This window comes from uncultured Winogradskyella sp., assembly GCF_947501905.1.
Taxonomy (GTDB): domain Bacteria; phylum Bacteroidota; class Bacteroidia; order Flavobacteriales; family Flavobacteriaceae; genus Winogradskyella.
Genome location: NZ_CANMXL010000007.1, coordinates 69,862 through 87,651 on the forward strand (window position 1 = coordinate 69,862; position 17,790 = coordinate 87,651).

The 17,790-nt window shown below is 32.8% G+C and carries 17 protein-coding genes; 9 read left to right on the top strand and 8 right to left on the bottom strand.

Translation table 11 applies throughout. The features are described from left to right. The first annotated feature begins 95 nt into the window (after positions 1-95). On the top strand, positions 96-1,127 hold the full coding sequence (locus Q0770_RS14290; protein ID WP_299118087.1) for an FKBP-type peptidyl-prolyl cis-trans isomerase: 1,032 nt from the start codon (positions 96-98) through the stop codon (positions 1,125-1,127). 79 nt (positions 1,128-1,206) lie between these two features. Here the strand turns inward: Q0770_RS14290 and Q0770_RS14295 are convergent, their stop codons facing one another. Genes Q0770_RS14295 through Q0770_RS14310 form a run of 4 tightly spaced genes read right to left on the bottom strand, consistent with a single transcriptional unit; the run spans position 1,207 to position 4,355 of the window. Beyond that, positions 1,207-1,794 carry a porin family protein gene (locus tag Q0770_RS14295; RefSeq protein ID WP_299118088.1) on the bottom strand — a complete coding sequence of 196 codons (588 nt, stop codon included), beginning with the start codon at positions 1,792-1,794 and terminating at the stop codon, positions 1,207-1,209. A 53-nt stretch (positions 1,795-1,847) separates the two neighbouring features. After that, positions 1,848-2,801: a transketolase family protein gene (locus Q0770_RS14300; protein ID WP_299118089.1), complete on the bottom strand. Its 954-nt coding sequence runs from the start codon at positions 2,799-2,801 to the stop codon at positions 1,848-1,850. Beyond that, positions 2,798-3,508: a hypothetical protein gene (locus Q0770_RS14305; protein WP_299118090.1), complete on the bottom strand. Its 711-nt coding sequence runs from the start codon at positions 3,506-3,508 to the stop codon at positions 2,798-2,800. The genes Q0770_RS14300 and Q0770_RS14305 overlap by 4 nt, the downstream gene beginning before the upstream one ends. Position 3,509: 1 nt before the next feature. Continuing rightward, complete coding sequence (locus tag Q0770_RS14310; protein WP_299118091.1) at positions 3,510-4,355, bottom strand: transketolase; 846 nt, start codon at positions 4,353-4,355, stop codon at positions 3,510-3,512. 169 nt (positions 4,356-4,524) lie between these two features. On the opposite strand from Q0770_RS14310, the gene tgt reads away from it, so the two are divergent. The 8 genes from tgt to Q0770_RS14350 all read left to right on the top strand — a co-directional run bounded on the left by tgt (position 4,525) and on the right by Q0770_RS14350 (position 14,059). Further along, entirely contained in the window at positions 4,525-5,655 is a 1,131-nt protein-coding gene (tgt, locus tag Q0770_RS14315; protein ID WP_299118092.1) for a tRNA guanosine(34) transglycosylase Tgt, read from the top strand. Between the two features lie 3 nt (positions 5,656-5,658). Continuing rightward, the gene (locus tag Q0770_RS14320; protein WP_299118093.1) at positions 5,659-6,738 is read left to right on the top strand and encodes an LptF/LptG family permease; all 1,080 of its coding nucleotides are present in this window, start codon (positions 5,659-5,661) and stop codon (positions 6,736-6,738) included. Further along, positions 6,725-7,633 (top strand): DMT family transporter, encoded by a 909-nt coding sequence (locus Q0770_RS14325; RefSeq protein ID WP_299118094.1) that lies wholly within the window; start codon positions 6,725-6,727, stop codon positions 7,631-7,633. Before Q0770_RS14320 ends, Q0770_RS14325 begins: the two co-directional genes overlap by 14 nt. A gap of 135 nt (positions 7,634-7,768) precedes the next feature. After that, positions 7,769-8,722 (top strand): acetyl-CoA carboxylase carboxyltransferase subunit alpha, encoded by a 954-nt coding sequence (locus tag Q0770_RS14330; protein WP_299118095.1) that lies wholly within the window; start codon positions 7,769-7,771, stop codon positions 8,720-8,722. Between the two features lie 257 nt (positions 8,723-8,979). Continuing rightward, positions 8,980-10,512: a replicative DNA helicase gene (gene dnaB, locus Q0770_RS14335; RefSeq protein WP_299118097.1), complete on the top strand. Its 1,533-nt coding sequence runs from the start codon at positions 8,980-8,982 to the stop codon at positions 10,510-10,512. Positions 10,513-10,582: 70 nt separating this feature from the next. Further along, entirely contained in the window at positions 10,583-11,623 is a 1,041-nt protein-coding gene (locus tag Q0770_RS14340; RefSeq protein WP_299118099.1) for an AI-2E family transporter, read from the top strand. Between the two features lie 168 nt (positions 11,624-11,791). Continuing rightward, positions 11,792-12,976: an asparagine synthetase B gene (locus Q0770_RS14345; RefSeq protein WP_299118107.1), complete on the top strand. Its 1,185-nt coding sequence runs from the start codon at positions 11,792-11,794 to the stop codon at positions 12,974-12,976. A gap of 9 nt (positions 12,977-12,985) precedes the next feature. Further along, positions 12,986-14,059 (top strand): adenylate/guanylate cyclase domain-containing protein, encoded by a 1,074-nt coding sequence (locus Q0770_RS14350; protein ID WP_299118101.1) that lies wholly within the window; start codon positions 12,986-12,988, stop codon positions 14,057-14,059. Positions 14,060-14,128: 69 nt separating this feature from the next. On the opposite strand, the gene rplT is transcribed toward Q0770_RS14350, so the two are convergent. The 4 genes from rplT to thrS all read right to left on the bottom strand — a co-directional run bounded on the left by rplT (position 14,129) and on the right by thrS (position 17,350). Then, positions 14,129-14,473, bottom strand: a complete 345-nt coding sequence (gene rplT / locus Q0770_RS14355; RefSeq protein ID WP_188374155.1) for a 50S ribosomal protein L20 — start codon at positions 14,471-14,473, stop codon at positions 14,129-14,131. 101 nt (positions 14,474-14,574) lie between these two features. Next, positions 14,575-14,772 (bottom strand): 50S ribosomal protein L35, encoded by a 198-nt coding sequence (gene rpmI, locus Q0770_RS14360; RefSeq protein WP_299118102.1) that lies wholly within the window; start codon positions 14,770-14,772, stop codon positions 14,575-14,577. 58 nt (positions 14,773-14,830) lie between these two features. Next, positions 14,831-15,382, bottom strand: a complete 552-nt coding sequence (gene infC, locus Q0770_RS14365) for a translation initiation factor IF-3 (protein ID WP_262890109.1) — start codon at positions 15,380-15,382, stop codon at positions 14,831-14,833. 27 nt (positions 15,383-15,409) lie between these two features. Further along, positions 15,410-17,350: a threonine--tRNA ligase gene (gene thrS, locus Q0770_RS14370; RefSeq protein WP_299118104.1), complete on the bottom strand. Its 1,941-nt coding sequence runs from the start codon at positions 17,348-17,350 to the stop codon at positions 15,410-15,412. Between the last annotated feature and the right edge of the window lie 440 nt (positions 17,351-17,790).

Sequence of the window (17,790 nt, forward strand, 5' to 3'; positions counted from 1 at the left end):
TTACAAAAGTATTATATTATTGTATCTTGCGCCTCAAAATTAAGCAATATTGAACCTAGTTTGTATCTATTACAAACATGTATTTAAAACACTTTATGAAATTAAGAAGAACCTTAAGTAGTATAGCTCTTTTCTCTCTAATTATTTTGGCATGTTCACCGGATGATCCTGATTTTATACCTGTTGAAGATAGAGATAGAACTGAGCAACAAGTAACTGATAAAGCTATATTATTAGATTATTTGCAAAGTCACTATTACAATAGCGGTGCATTGAGTAGTATTCAAAACCCTGAAGTTACAGACATAATTATTACTGAGCTTTTAGATGGGGAGACAGTTCCTGCTAATCATAGTCTATTATTAGGTGCTGTTGAAACTAAGACTACTACTTTTGAAGATACATTATACGAATACTATATTTTAAGAATTAATCAAGGCGGTGGAGAAGCATCTCCTAATTTCACTGATAAAGTAAGAGTTGAATATGAAGGTACTTTAGTTGAAGATGCATCTGTTTTTGATAGTGCTATAAATCCTTTAGATTTTGATCTCGTAGGTTTTGGAGTCAATGCCGGCGGTGTTATTACAGGATGGCAACGTGTTTTTCCTGAATTTAATGTAGCTTCGAGTTTTACAACTGGTTCTAATGTACAGTTTGATGATTATGGTCTAGGCGTTATGTTCTTACCTTCTGGTCTAGCGTATTTCTCTGGTCAATTAGTAGGAATTCCATCGTATTCAAATTTAATATTCAAGTTTGCGTTGTTCCAGACACAAGTTAATGATCATGATAATGATGGTGTCCCATCATATGTAGAGGATTTAAATAATGATTTAAGCACTTTTGATGAAGATACAGATGAAAATTTAATTGTTAATTATGTTGACCCTGATGATGATGGTGACGGTGTATTAACAATAAATGAACTTGAAAGAACAGAATATCCTCCATTTAATAGTGGAGACCCAGAGCCAACATTAGGATTAAACGAATTTGAGCTTTTTAGAACCGAGGAAAATGGCATGATTACTATAACGACAGGGACCATTATTGATTCTGACAATAATGGAATTATGGATTACTTAGATGCTGACATTACTATAGATTATAGTGAAGATAACTAATATTAAGTTGATGATTTTGCATAAAAAACCGCTAAATCATTTAGCGGTTTTTTATTATCTGTAAATTTAAAATTCAAGTCTATATCTTGTATGATAAACTTAAGATTAATTGTTCTGGTCTTGTGTCTAGACGGTCTAAAGAAATAATATTATTATTATCAATAAAAGTAGCTTCATTATCACTAAAACCTCTTTCATATCTTAAATCGATACCAAGTCTATTTAGGTTAAGACCAATACCAAAGTTTAAGCCAACACTAAAGTCGTTTTCAATATCATCAACTCTTAAGTTTTCAAAATCTGTATCAAGTATATACTGCAATGATGGTCCAGCAAAAACATTAACTGGCCCTAGAACTTTTATCCCAACTAATAACGGAACATCTAGCTTTTGCATATCAAAATCACCAGCATTGTAATCACTTTTTACTTTTGTGTATACTAATTCTGGTCTAAAGTATAGTCTGTTCCCTAATTTACCGAAAACACCAATATGATAACCAATATTTTGATCGGGATTTTGGAAATTGTTATTAACGGATTCAAAATAATCTCCGTTTCCACCATAATTTAAACCTGCTTTGATACCAAAGCCGCTCCCTTTTTGGGCAAATAAACTTGTTGAAAATCCTGCAACTAATAGTGCAGTAAAAAATAAATTCTTCATAATTATTCGTTTTTGATTTAGATTACTTTAACAAAAACGCTGCCAAACTCAACTTATTTTCTTTTTATCGCTTTTTTTGCAGCTTCTATAATAGCCTTACTATTTAATCCATACTTGTCCATAAGTTGAGCAGGAGTTCCAGATTCACCAAATGTATCGTTAGTTGCTACAAATTCTTGAGGAAGAGGATTATTTTTTACTAAGACTCTAGATACACTCTCTCCCAAACCTCCTAAATAGTTGTGCTCTTCTGCTGTTACAACGCAACCAGTTTTTGATACTGACTCTAAAATAGCTTTATCGTCCAAAGGCTTAATAGTATGTATATTAATAACCTCTGCAGTGATTCCTTCTTCATATAAAGCTTTTGCAGCTTCAAGAGCTTCCCATACCAGATGACCTGTTGCCACAAGAGTAACGTCGTTACCTTCGGTTAGCTTTACAGCTTTTCCAATTTCAAATTTCTGATTTTCAGGAGTAAAATTGGCAACTTTAGGGCGACCAAAACGTAAATATACTGGGCCTTTATGCTCGGCGATAGCTAACGTTGCTGCTTTTGTTTGGTTAAAGTCACAAGTATTAATAACTGTCATTCCTGGAAGCATTTTCATGAGGCCAATATCCTCAAGGATTTGATGTGTTGCACCGTCTTCCCCTAGAGTAATTCCTGCATGAGATGCACAAATTTTTACATTTTTTCCAGAATAGGCCACACTTTGCCTTATTTGATCGTAGACACGACCCGTAGAGAAGTTTGCAAAAGTTCCTGTAAAAGGAATTTTCCCACCTATGGTGAGGCCAGCTGCTATACCAATCATATTTGCTTCAGCTATGCCAACTTGATAAAAGCGTTCAGGGTGATTAGCTTTAAAAGCATCCATTTTTAATGAACCAATAAGGTCTGCACAGAGTGCTACTACATTTTCATTTGTTTGCCCGAGTTCAGTTAAACCTGCTCCAAATCCAGAGCGAGTGTCTTTATTTCCTGTGTTTTCGTATGTCTTCATTCTTTTATTTGAAAATTGTAGTTTAATATTATAGTCTTTTTATCTGTGTTAACATTAATTGCCTCAATCAATAAATTATCATTTAGGTCATATGCTTTTAAAAATAAACCATTAGGAATATCAAATTTAATATTACCAGTACTCGATGTCATCTTTAGCATTAAATCTATAAAACCCGAAGTATAAGTGTTGTTATTACAATAATGATTCTCATCTAATATTATTCTAAGTCCTTCATTAGATTCTTCTTCAGGGTATAATTCAAAAACACTTACAGCTCTTTCAAACATTGACTCTTTTTCACTTAAAGGTATTACCAATAAGTTTATATCTTCATCAAAACTATTTTCTGAGTTAATAGGAATAATAGATGCCATATCCATATTTGCATAAATTTCATTGTCTCCAAAAATAATAGAGAATAATACCTTATTGTCAATAGTGTTATAAAGTAAGTTTATCTCTGAATTTTCAGAATTATTAGCTTTTGACATAAACTTTGTATCAGCCAACTTTTTTGCTAAAACACTTGCATTTGTCCAAAGAAATTTACCATCCTTATTAAACCCAATAGAAACAGTATCCATCGCTTGTGTTCTATTATTTGGAATAACATAATCAACGACATAGTCAATCTCTATTTTTTTTTCTTGAGCATAAGACATACTTGAGCAAAAGACTAACAGAATTAATATTGTTTTTTTCATATTAATAATCGCCTAAAGTTTCAGGATTTTGTGTTAAAGCAATTTCTAACTGCTCATCATTTGGTGCTTTGCCATGCCAAGCGTGAGTATGCATCATAAAATCTACACCATTACCCATTTCAGTTTTTAGTAATACACATACTGGTTTTCCATTTCCAGTTTTAGATTTTGCTTCAGTCATACCTTTTAGTATTGCTTCAATATTGTTGCCTTCTTCAATATCTATAACTAGCCAACCAAAAGCTTCAAATTTTTGTCTAATACTACCCATTGGTAAAACATCGTCCGTGGCGCCGTCGATTTGTTTTCCATTTAAATCAATAGTAGAAATAAGGTTGTCTACTTTTTTTGCAGAGGCATACATTATGGCTTCCCAATTTTGTCCTTCTTGTAGTTCACCATCACCATGTAGGCTGTAAATTAGATGCGAATCTCCATTTAATTTTTTTGCTTCTGCAGCGCCAATTGCAACAGACATACCTTGACCTAAAGATCCAGAAGCAATTCTTATACCTTCTAAACCTTCATGTGTTGTAGGGTGCCCTTGGAGTCTAGAATCAATTAACCTAAAAGTATTTAATTCATCGACAGAAAAATAACCAGAACGAGCCAATACACTGTAGTATACTGGAGATATATGACCGTTAGAAAGAAAGAATAAATCTTCGCCAATTCCATCCATTTCAAAATGGTCTTTTCTATCCATTATATCTTGGTAAAGTGTAACAAAAAATTCTGCACAACCTAATGAGCCACCTGGATGTCCAGAGTTTACTTTATGTACCATGCGAAGAATATCTCTTCGAACCTGTGTTGTTAAATCTTTTAATTCTTGAATGTTTGGCATCTTAAATCTAGCTTGTTTTTAGTGTTTCAAAAATAGTTGTTTCAACTAGGGTGGCAAAGTAAGATTTATGTCATTTATTAACGATTTTAGTGAATTGCTAACAATTTTAAATTTAATTAAGAGCTTATGCAATTGAGTTAATTATATTTGCCCATTCACAACTGTTTTCATGGAATTTAAAAAGATTGCTAAAGACCTACAGAGTAAAGCAAGAGCTGGAGAAATAACTACAGATCACGGAAAAATTGAAACGCCAATTTTTATGCCTGTTGGCACTGTTGCTAGTGTTAAAGGTGTACATCAACGTGAATTAAAAAATGATATTAACCCAGATATTATTTTAGGTAATACCTATCATCTATACTTGCGTCCGCAAACTTCAATTTTAGAGCAAGCAGGTGGTTTACATAAATTCATGAACTGGGATCGTAATATTTTAACTGATTCTGGAGGTTATCAGGTTTACTCTCTTTCTGCAAATAGAAAGATTAAAGAGGAAGGTGTGAAGTTTAAATCGCACATAGATGGAAGTATGCATTTATTCACGCCAGAAAATGTGATGGAAATTCAGCGGTCTATTGGAGCTGATATTATTATGGCTTTTGATGAGTGTACACCTTATCCTTGTGATTATAATTATGCAAAGCGTTCTATGCATATGACACATCGTTGGTTAGAACGTTGTTTGGAGCATTTAAAGAAAACACCTTTTAAATACGATTATTCCCAAGCATTTTTTCCGATTGTGCAAGGAAGCACTTATAAAGATCTAAGACAACAATCTGCAGAGTATATTGCTAATGCAGGAGCAGAAGGTAATGCTATTGGAGGCTTATCTGTTGGTGAGCCAGCTGAAGAAATGTATGCTATGACAGATGTTGTTTGCGATATTTTACCAGAAGATAAGCCTAGATATTTGATGGGAGTAGGTACGCCAATAAATATTTTAGAAAATATTGCGTTAGGTGTAGATATGTTTGATTGTGTTATGCCAACTCGTAATGCCAGAAATGGAATGTTGTTTACAGCTCATGGAACAATTAATATAAAGAACAGAAAATGGGCAGATAATTTTTCGCCAATAGATGATATGGGAATTACTTTTGTTGATACCGATTATAGTAAGGCATATCTAAAACATTTATTTTCTGTAAATGAATTATTAGGCAAGCAAATTGCTACAATACATAATTTAGGTTTTTATCTTTGGTTGGTAAGAGAAGCTCGTAAACATATTATTCAAGGAGATTTTAGAGCTTGGAAAGATAAAATGGTTAAACAAATGGACAAACGTTTGTAATAGATGAAGATTTTAGATTGGTACATACTTAAACGCTATCTCTTTACATTTTTAATGATGCTATTGCTCTTTATACCAATAGCAATAATGGTCCATTTAGCAGAAAAAATTGGAAAAATTATTGAAAACGAAGTGCCTTTTGATGCAGTTGCTGAGTATTTACTGAATTTTACGATTTACTTTGCCAATTTACTATTTCCTTTATTTCTCTTTTTATCAGTTATATTTTTTACATCTAAGTTAGCCAACAATACTGAGATTGTTGCATTTTTAAGTTCAGGTGTTTCATTTACAAGATTTTTAAGGCCATATATAATAGGTGCAACAATCATTGCAGGTTTGGCTTTAATATTAGGAATGTTCTTAGCCCCTAAAGCAAGTCAAGGGTTTAATGAATTTAAGTACAAGTACTTATCTCGAAACAAAAAAATACAAGAAACTCGAGATGTATTTCGACGAATTACAGATAATGACATTATATATGTAAGCTCTTATGACCCAAAATCTAAGAGAGGACAGAATTTTACTTTAGAACATTTTGAAGATAATAGACTGCAATACAAAATTTTTGCCAGTAGTATTAGATACGTAGAGGAAGATTCTACATATAGATTGTCTTCTTATTACAAAAGAAGTTATGATAGTATTGGTAATGTTACAGTTGAAGAAAAACGTAGGATGTTTGTTGAGTTTGCTTTTGATGTAGAAGACTTAACACCTGTAAATTATATAGCAGAAACAAAACCTTATCATGAGCTCGTAGATTTTATTGATAAAGAAAAAGCCAGAGGCTCATCTAATATAGGTAGATACGAAGTAGTAAAGTATAAGAAGTGGAGTTTACCTGCATCTGTATTTATATTAACTATTATTGCAGTTGCAGTTTCTTCAATTAAACGTCGTGGAGGAATGGGAGTAAACCTAGCATTTGGTATTACTATAGCAATGATTTATGTATTCTTTGATAAAATCTTTGGAGTAATGGCTGAGCAATCAAACTTTTCACCATTGATAGCAGTATGGTTCCCTAACATAATTTTCGGTATCTTAGCTATATACTTACTCTACAATGCCAAAAGGTAACCTAAAGCATTATTTACACTTACATTTTCTAGTTTTTATTGCTGGTTTTACTGCCATACTTGGTGAGGTAATTACTATTGGGTCATTTGCATTAGTTTGGTATAGAATGCTAATAGCAGGAGTATTAATGTTATTCTACATTAAGATTACAAAAAAACGACTGAGAATAAATAAAAAATTGGCGCTTCAACTAGCTATAGCTGGAGCAATTATTGCTGCGCATTGGATTACTTTTTTTGAGGCTATAAATCAATCAAATGTTTCTATTACACTAGCTATGTTTTCTTCGGGAGCATTTTTTGCATCGTTTATTGAGCCCATTTTTTTTAAAAGGAAGGTTTTATGGTATGAAATCTTATTTGGTGTTATTGTAATTTTTGGTGTTTTCCTTATAACCCAAGGAGAACTAAAATTTATTAATGGGATAGTTTTAGGCTTAGCTTCTGCTTTGTTTTCTACTTTATTTGCTGTTATTAATGGAAAATTGATTTTAAAACATAAAGCTAGTGTTATTTCGTTTTACGAGTTTGTTAGCGGTGTTTTCTTTATTACTATTGGTATCGTATTTTTTTATGACGGTTTTAATACAGAATTCTTTTCATTGTCAAATAATGATTGGATGTACATATTTATACTAGCATCAGTATGTACCGCATATGCTTTTATTGCTGCAGTTGAGGTTATGAAATATATCTCACCATTTACTGTAATTCTTAGTTACAATCTTGAGCCTGTATATGGTATATTGCTAGCTTTGTACTTTTTTCCTGAAAAAGAACAAATGTCTATACAGTTCTATTACGGCGCTATTGTAATTATTAGTGCAGTAGTATTAGATGCAGTTTTTAAAAATAGACGTAAAAAGAAAATAACAAAGACTAATTTATCTGGTTAAAATTTCGATTACCTAAACAGTTATTTATATTTTTGTAAACTGAACAAATCTCAATTTTCTAATACTTTGTTATTAGAATTATAACAGAATACGTAGGTTTGTCAACTAACTAACAAAAAACTAATTTCAAATTGTATGGAATATTTAGAGTTTGAATTACCGATAAAAGAATTAGAAGATCAATTACAGAAATGTAAACTCATTGGAGACGAGAGTGAAGTAGATGTTACGGAAACTTGTAAGCAAATAGAGAAGAAGCTCCAAGACACCAAGAAAGATATATATAAAAACCTTACCGCATGGCAACGTGTACAATTATCACGTCATCCAGATAGACCATACACTTTGGACCATATCAATGCACTTTGTGGTGATTCATTTTTAGAATTACACGGCGACAGAAATGTCAAAGATGATAAGGCTATGATTGGTGGTTTAGGGAAAATTGGAGACCAAACTTATATGTTTATAGGTCAACAAAAAGGATACAATACAAAGACTAGACAATACAGAAATTTTGGAATGTCTAATCCTGAAGGCTATCGTAAAGCTTTGCGTTTAATGAAATCTGCTGAGAAATTTGGTATTCCTGTAGTAACTTTAGTAGATACTCCTGGCGCATATCCTGGTTTTGAAGCTGAAGAGCGTGGACAAGGAGAAGCAATAGCAAGAAATATTCTAGAGATGACAAGACTTAAAGTACCAATAATTACAATTATTATTGGTGAAGGTGCTTCAGGTGGCGCTTTAGGTATTGGTGTAGGAGATAAGGTCATGATGTTAGAGAATACTTGGTATTCTGTTATTTCCCCTGAATCTTGTTCTTCTATTTTATGGCGTAGCTGGGAATATAAAGAACAAGCTGCAGAAGCCTTAAAGCTTACTGCAAAAGATATGAAACGCATGAAGCTTGTTGATCAGATTATAAAAGAACCTTTAGGTGGTGCTCATAAAGACAGAGCAAAAACTTTTTTAGCTGTAAAAGATGCCATAGTCAAAACTTTTGATGAACTTAAAAACTTATCACCAAAAGAATTGGTAAATCAGCGTATGGAGAAATATAATGAGATGGGAGTTTACAAATCTTAACCCCATTAAACCATAGCATTTTAAAAAACTGAAGTCTAAAACTTCAGTTTTTTTGTCGCTATTAACAATAAAACAAACTTATTAACAGCTAAAATGTTAATCAACTGTTGAAGATTGAGTTAATAATAAATCAAAGTTTTCTCAACCTTTTAGTTACATTCGTAAGCTGTTAAAATTTGAGGGCTTTCTTAAGGTTTTTTTCACCATTTTTAAGTTTCTTTTTCTTAAATTAATCCAACTAAATTTTTCATTGCATAATGAAACAACCTAATCCAGTACAAGGCTATAAAGTCGATAAAAGCTCCATAATTAGCTTGGAGAAAGGAAAAATACCACCTCAAGCATTAGACCTCGAGGAGGTTGTATTAGGTGCTATGATGATTGACAAGAAAGGTGTGGATGAGGTCATAGATATTTTAAGTCCAGATGCGTTTTACAAAGAATCTCACCGCTTTATATTCGAAGCTATATTCAAACTCTTTGAAAATAGTGAACCTGTTGACTTATTAACAGTTTCCACCCAATTGCGTAAGGATGGGAAGTTAGATATGGTTGGAGGCGATTTTTATCTAATTTCATTAACACAACGTGTCTCTTCATCTGCTCACATTGAATTTCATGCTCGTATAATACTTCAGAAATATATACAACGAAGCCTCATAAAAATTTCGAACGAAATTATTGAAGATGCTTATGATGAAGGCAAGGATGTTTTTGACCTTTTGGATAATGCAGAAGCAAAATTGTATGAAGTCACTCAAGGTAACGTAAAGAAATCTACTGAGACTGCTCAAAGTTTAGTGATACAAGCTAAGAAGAAGATTGAAGAAATTTCTAATAAAGAAGGACTCAGTGGAATTCCTTCAGGATTCGATAAGTTAGATAAGTTAACTTCAGGCTGGCAACCTTCTGATTTAATTATTGTTGCCGCTCGTCCTGGTATGGGTAAAACAGCCTTAACGCTTACAATGGCAAGAAATATTGCTGTTAATAGTAATATTCCCGTGGCTTTCTTTTCATTAGAGATGTCTTCTGTACAGTTAATTACGCGTTTAATTTCTAGTGAAACAGGATTATCATCAGAGAAATTGAGAACCGGAAAACTTGAGAAGCACGAATGGGAACAACTTAATGTAAAGGTTAAAACCTTAGAAAAAGCGCCACTTTTTATTGATGATACACCATCACTTTCAATATTTGATTTAAGAGCAAAAGCGAGACGTTTATCATCTCAATATGGCATAAAGATGATAATTGTTGATTATTTGCAATTAATGACAGCAGGAGGAAGCCAAAAAGGAGGTAATCGTGAGCAAGAGATTTCTATGATTTCCAGAAACCTAAAAGCTTTGGCAAAAGAATTAGAAGTACCGGTAATTGCTTTATCTCAGTTATCTCGTGCTGTAGAAACCCGTGGTGGAAGCAAACGTCCATTACTATCTGATTTACGTGAATCTGGTGCTATTGAGCAAGATGCAGATATTGTATCATTTATTTACAGACCAGAATACTATAAGATTGATGAGTGGGATGATGAAGAGCGTTCACCAACTGAAGGGCAAGGAGAATTCATTGTAGCAAAGCATAGAAATGGTGGTTTAGAGAACATAAGACTTAAATTTATTGGTCATTTAGGTAAGTTTGATAACCTAGACGATTTTGATACACCATTTGGAGAATTCCATTCAAAGATGAATGCAGCCGCTAATGACGATACTTTTAAAGCAGATAATTTCCCATCCGCAAGTGATGCTTTTGATGTCCCTGATGATGATGGTGTACCTTTTTAAATATTTATAATTTCTTTGAGAGTTTTTAAAGAAATTTACGACTAGCTTAGCAAGCCAATTATATATCCCCATGCTTAACGAAAGACGTACTACAAATATATTGTTGTTGATAATAGCAATTCCTATCGTATTTTATTTACTTAAAGTACTTTCTTTTATTTTTATACCATTGATTTTTTCAATGTTTATTGCATTGTTGTTTTTGCCTTTAATGCGTTGGTTTGAACGTCGAAAAATCCCAAAATTTGTAAGTATAATTGTAGTCTTATTATTAGTTGCAGGTGGTCTTAAAATTGGTATAGAGTTAATACAATTATCAAGCAAAGAAATATTGGCTAATAATGGAGATTTTTTGCAAAAAGCAGAACCAAAAATTGCCAGCCTTAAAGATTATTTATCTGATAGTTTTGGTTTTGAATTTGAATCTAAAAAGAATGTGTTCGCACAATTCTTCCAGAAAGAGAACATTGGTTCTACAATCGGATTTTTGAGAAAATTCCTTACCACTTTATTGATGACTGCTTTTTTTGTCGTTTTATGGCTTGCAGAATCCATAAATGTTCACAAATTACTTAATAGCACACTTCTTAAAAAGAAATACACTTCAGTTAAGACTTTTATGAAAATTGAAAAAGACCTAATTAAATTTTTAAAAGTTAAATTCCTAGTAAGTGCATTAACAGGATTATTTACTGGATTGATGTGCGTATTCTTTGATGTGAGCTTCCCAATATTTTGGGGCTTATTTGCTTTTACCATTAACTTTGTGCAAATGGTTGGTTCATTTGTTTCTGTAGTATTGCTTTCAATTTTTGCTTTTGTAGAGTTAGATACAACAAGTATACTTCTCTTTTTTATACTTTCGATAACAATGGTTCAAGTTGTTTTTGGAGCTATTTTAGAGCCGATTTTTATGGGAAAATCATTCTCCATTAATATTATTGCAGTCTTGGTTATGCTTATGTTTTGGGGGTTTTTATGGGGTATTCCAGGATTAATCATGGCAATACCAATAACAGTATTTCTTAAGATTATTATGGAGCAATTTTCTAGTACTAAAATCATTGCTAGCCTGCTTTCAGGTAGCGAGACAAAGCCAGAAAATATTTAGTTCATTAATATTGACTTCAAAATATCTTAAAAGAATAATAAAGACTTCGCTTAGTTTACTTTTTTAAGTATCTTTCATTTGAAATTTATGAAATTGAAAAAGCTTACTCTATTTATTCTATTAGCCTTATTTGGCTACCTATCTCACGCATCCTATATCTTAATTCCAATGGATGCAGAGTCTCAAGAAAATCACCTTAAAGCCTATGGTGTCACTTATTGGACATTAGAGCGTGATTTAAAAGTTAAATGGTTACTTAATTATCGAGGCGGTTCGTTTTTGTTACCTGATGCCGAAATTATTCAACGAGAATGCCAGATTCGTGGCGTTTCTTTCGAAGTTGTTTCAGATGCTCAAGCAGAACAAATCTTAAACGAAATTTCTAGCCCTTCCGTTAACCAAGAAGCTGTTGTTTTAGAGAAAGCACCAAAAATTGCAGTTTATACGCCTTATGGAAAGCAACCGTGGGATGATGCTGTTACCATGGTGTTGACTTATGCTGAGATTCCTTATGAAACTATCTATGATGAAGAAGTTTTAAAAGATGAGTTGCTACTTTACGATTGGTTACACTTACATCATGAAGACTTTACAGGACAATATGGTAAATTTTATAGAACATATCGCTCTGCAGCTTGGTATATTAAAGAAAAGAAAGAAGCAGAAGCATTGGCAAAACGATTAGGCTACAATAAGGTATCTGATGCTAAGTTAGCGGTAGCCTTAAAAATACGAAACTATGTTGCTGGAGGTGGTTTTATGTTTGCAATGTGCTCCGCTACGGATAGTTTTGATATAGCACTTTCTGCCGAAAATGTAGATATATGTGAGCCTATGTTTGATGGTGATGGTAGTGATCCAGGATATCAGAATAAAATTGACTTTACAAATACGTTTGCTTTCAAAGATTATCTTTTAGAGCGTAACCCTAATATCTATGAATTTTCTTCAATAGATATGACTAGAAAACGAAGAATACCAAAAGAAACAGACTATTTCTCTTTAATGGAATATTCGGCAAAATGGGATCCAATACCGACTATGCTTACTCAAAATCACACTGCCTTAGTCAAAGGATTTATGGGGCAAACAACCTCTTTCACAAGAGACCAAATAAAGTCTAATGTTTTGGTTATGGGTGAGAATAAAACTAATGGTGAAGCAAAGTATATACATGGGATAAAAGGAAAAGGCTTTTTTACGTTTTATGGTGGACATGACCCAGAAGATTATACTCATAGAGTAGGTGACCCAAAAACTGAATTAGATTTACACCCAACATCACCGGGATATCGTTTAATACTTAATAACGTATTATTTCCAGCGGCAAAGAAGAAAAAACAAAAGACCTGATATTAGTAGATGTCTAACAAAATTAAATCTTTTTTTCAGCTACTTTTAATATCATCAATTTTCTGGGTATTTGTATTTGTATTATTTACTGCAATAAGATATAATGGCTTAGAAGAAGAGTTGTCTTTATTTACAGATGATATTTTGTATTTGCCTGTTGGTGCTTATTATAAGCATGCCATCATTGTTGGTTTAGTCATTAGTGTCTTTTATGCTATCATAGAGTTTATTTTTGATAGATTAAGCAAAAGAGTAGTTTTAGGACTTAGTATAGTTTTTAAATCGTTTGTATATTTTGTATTGATTATAGTTGTATTAAGTGGGATTTCATTTTTATTAGAAGAACAAATTGATAGAGACTTACCAAATGAAAAAGGATGGTGGCGAGATGATCCTTTCTTTTGGATCACTGTAATATACTTTGTTATAGCTTCAATTGTATTTTCTTTATTTCGTATTGCAAATGATAGGTTTGGTCGAGGTAATTTTATTCAAATTCTTTTAGGGAAATATAAACGTCCAAAGGAGCAAGAACATGTTTTAATGTTTATTGACTTAAAAGATTCAACAAAAATTGCTGAAAAGCTTGGGCATCATAAATACAGCCAATTTATTCAAGATTGTTTTATTCACTTAAATATGTCTTTGAATAATTATGGAGCAGAGGTTTATCAATATGTAGGAGATGAAGCGGTGATATATTGGCCAAGTAAAAAAGGATTTAAAAACAATAATTGTATCAATCTGTTTTTTGCATTTCAGAAGAGATTAGAGAAGAAACAAAGTTACTACACAAATAAGTATGATTTCAATCCTAAATTTAAAGCAGGCTTACATTTTGGTAAGCTTATGGTTGCAGAAATAGGTACTATTAAGAAAGATTTGGCTTTTCATGGAGATGTTATAAATACGGCTTCAAGAATACAAAGTTTATGTAATACATTTAGTAAATCACTATTGGTTTCAGAATCTGTAATTGAAAAGTTAAGTATATCAAATACACATTATGAACTTCTATCTCATGACATGGAATTAAGAGGTAAAGAAGAACGCTTGAAGATTTATGCCATTAATCAAGGGTAAATAAAAAACCCAACTCGAAAGAGTTGGGTTTTTTTAAGCGAAATGTTGTTATTAATTTGGCTAAAAGCCTTATTTAACTTTGTTTACTATAGCTTCAAAAGCTTCAGGATTATTCATAGCTAAATCTGCAAGAACCTTACGATTCAATTCAATATTATTAGCTTTTAATTTCCCCATGAATTTTGAATAGCTCATTCCATGTTGTCTTGCACCTGCATTAATACGCATAATCCATAACGCACGGAATGTTCTTTTTTTGTTTCTGCGGTCTCTGTACGAATATTGCATCGCTTTGTCTACCGCATTTTTTGCTACTGTCCAAACGTTTTTACGTCTTCCCCAGTAGCCTTTTGCTTGCTTAAGAACTTTTTTTCTTCTAGCTCTCTTTGCAACTGAATTTACTGATCTTGGCATTTCTTTAATTGTTTTTTGTAGTAGGCGACCAAATTGGTACTTGCTAAATAATTTTGCCTAACTCCAGGGTTTATAAATTGTTTTAACCGATTAAAACAGTATTACTTTAAACGTAACATTGTTTTAATGTTATCCTCATCAGACTTGTGTACCAAACCATCATGAGTCAACCTAAGCTTACGCTTTTTAGATTTTTTTGTCAATATATGACTCTTAAAAGCATGCTTTCTTTTAATCTTACCAGTGCCAGTTAGTTTGAAACGTTTCTTAGCACTCGATTTAGTTTTCATTTTAGGCATTTTCTCCTATTTTTAATTACGTTTCGCTTATTATCTTTAATACTGAATAATTTTCAGTTTACTTTTTCTTTGGAGCAATAAACATAATCATACGTTTACCCTCTAATTTTGGCATTTGTTCTACTTTACCAACTTCCTCTAAATCTTGAGCTAGTCTTAATAATAATATTTGACCTTGCTCTTTAAACACTATAGAACGCCCTTTAAAAAATACAAAAGCTTTAAGCTTTGCACCATCTTTTAAGAACTTTTCTGCATGTTTCTTTTTAAACTCGTAATCGTGGTCGTCAGTTTGTGGTCCAAATCTAATTTCCTTAACTACAACTTTAGTCGCTTTAGATTTTAAAGCCTTTTCGCGTTTCTTTTGTTCGTAAAGAAACTTTTTATAGTCCATAACTTTACAGACAGGCGGATTGGCGTTTGGCGAAATCTCTACTAAGTCTAATCCTTGCTCATCTGCTATGGCTAAGGCTTTTCGTGTAGGGTATACACCTATTTCCACATTATCGCCTACAAGTCTAACCTCTTCGGCTCTAATTTTTCCGTTAATTCTGTGTTTGTCCTCTTGGACTACACGTCTGCTGAAATTTTTTCTTCTACGTATTGCTATGGCTTATAAATTTTAATTAAACGTTATTTATTTGAAAGTCTTTAGACTTTCGTTTACTTGTTTTTTTACAATCTCTGAAAAGGCTTCTACACTTATTGTGCCAAGGTCTTCACCTCCGTGAGCCCTTACCGTTATTGTATTGTCCTTCTCTTCTTGCTCGCCAACAATAATCATAAACGGAAACTTTTGCATTTCTGCTTCACGAATTTTCTTACCTACAGTCTCGTTTCTATTGTCTGCGAGGGCGCGAATTTCGTCATTTTCTAGCAAATTTAAAACTTTTTCAGTGTATTTTTCATATTTCTCACTGATTGATAATACAATAGCTTGCTCAGGCATTAACCAAAGCGGAAAATTTCCTCCGGTATGCTCCAGTAATATGGCTACAAAACGCTCCATACTTCCAAACGGCGCACGGTGAATCATTACAGGTCTATGCAGCTCATTATCACTGCCTTTGTAAGTCAAATCAAAACGTTCAGGTAGATTGTAATCTACTTGTATAGTACCAAGTTGCCATTGACGACCAAGAGCATCCTTCACCATAAAGTCTAATTTAGGACCATAAAAAGCAGCTTCCCCTTCTTCAACAACATAATTAAGGCCTTTGTCCTTTGCAGCATTGAGAATAGCATTTTCAGCTTTTTCCCAATTTTCAAGACTTCCTATATATTTATCAGGAGTTTTTGGGTCTCTAATAGAAACTTGTGCTGTAAAGTTTTCAAATCCTAAAGAGCCAAACACATAAAGTACAAGGTCAATAACTTCTTTAAATTCCCTATCCAGTTGGTCTGGTGTGCAAAAAATATGAGCATCATCTTGTGTAAAACCTCTAACACGAGTTAAGCCATGTAATTCACCACTTTGTTCATATCTATATACAGTACCAAATTCCGCATAACGTTTAGGTAGTTCTTTATAAGAAAAAGGTCGCGTATTATATATCTCACAATGGTGAGGACAGTTCATGGGTTTTAATAAAAACTCTTCACCTTCAGCAGGAGTGTTTATGGGTTGAAAACTATCTTCTCCATATTTTGCATAATGACCAGAAGTGACGTATAGTTCCTTTTGTCCAATATGTGGTGTCACAACCATTTCGTAACCCGCTTTTTTCTGAGCAGCTTTCAAGAAATTCTCCAGGCGTTCTCTTAGCGCAGCACCTTTTGGCAACCATAACGGAAGACCTTGACCAACCTTTCGAGAAAACGCAAAAAGTTCCAACTCTTTACCTAATTTTCTATGGTCACGTTTTTTAGCTTCTTCTAGTAAATGTAAATACTCTGTAAGCTCTTTTTGTTTTGGGAAAGTAATTCCATAAACACGAGTCAGTTGTTTTTCATTTTCATCACCTTTATAATAAGCACCAGCTACACTTAGTACTTTTACGGCTTTTATAATTCCTGTATTTGGTATGTGTCCGCCGCGACATAAATCAGAAAACGTAGAATGGTCACAGAAACTAATGGTACCATCTTCAAGACTCTCAATCAAGTCAACTTTGTATTCATTTTTACCATTGTACATGGCTAAAGCATCAGCTTTAGAAACAGAGCGCATCTTAAAATCGTGCTTACCGCGAGCAATTTCAAGCATCTTATTTTCAATCGACTTAAAATCTTTTTCAGAAATAGAACCTTCTCCTAAATCAACATCGTAATAAAAACCATTTTCAATGGCTGGTCCAACCCATAGTTTTACACCAGGATATAGTTCTTCCAAGGCTTGTGCAAGTACGTGAGCAGAAGAGTGCCAAAAAGCCTTTTTACCATCATCATCACGCCATGTATATAAAATAAGACTACCATCGGTGGTCAATGGAGTGGTGGTTTCAATAACTGTATTATTGAATTTTGCAGATATAACATTGCGGGCAAATCCCTCGCTAATATCTACAGCCACTTCATGAGGTGTCACACCTTTATCAAAAGCGCGCACCGAACCGTCAGGTAGAGTAATTTGTATCATTATATATTATAAGTTTTTAATAACTGACAAATATATAGGTATATCAGCAACTGGCAAAGTGTAGGAGGTAATAACTGTGTAATATTCTTTTCTTGGCGTTCCCTTGCTAAAAGCAGGTCGGGCTTTATGTTCCAAATCCTCGTAATCTAATATACTTTAATACTAGATTAATATGGGCTATTCACTGCAACTACCAAGTAATCACGATTTTTTTCTAAATAGCATTTATGAATAATCCCTAACGCGGTTTTTTTAAATCAACATTCCATTTTTAGTATATGTTAGTTTTCAAAAAAAAAGAGAAATTTAGTAGTACATATATTAAGGTATAAGAAGAGTCAATTTTTGGTTATTAATTTTAATTTTTTCATCAGTCTTAATCACTGATAATAAGTTATTTATAATTGTCAAAAAAAGTAAATAAAAATTAATTTGGTAAA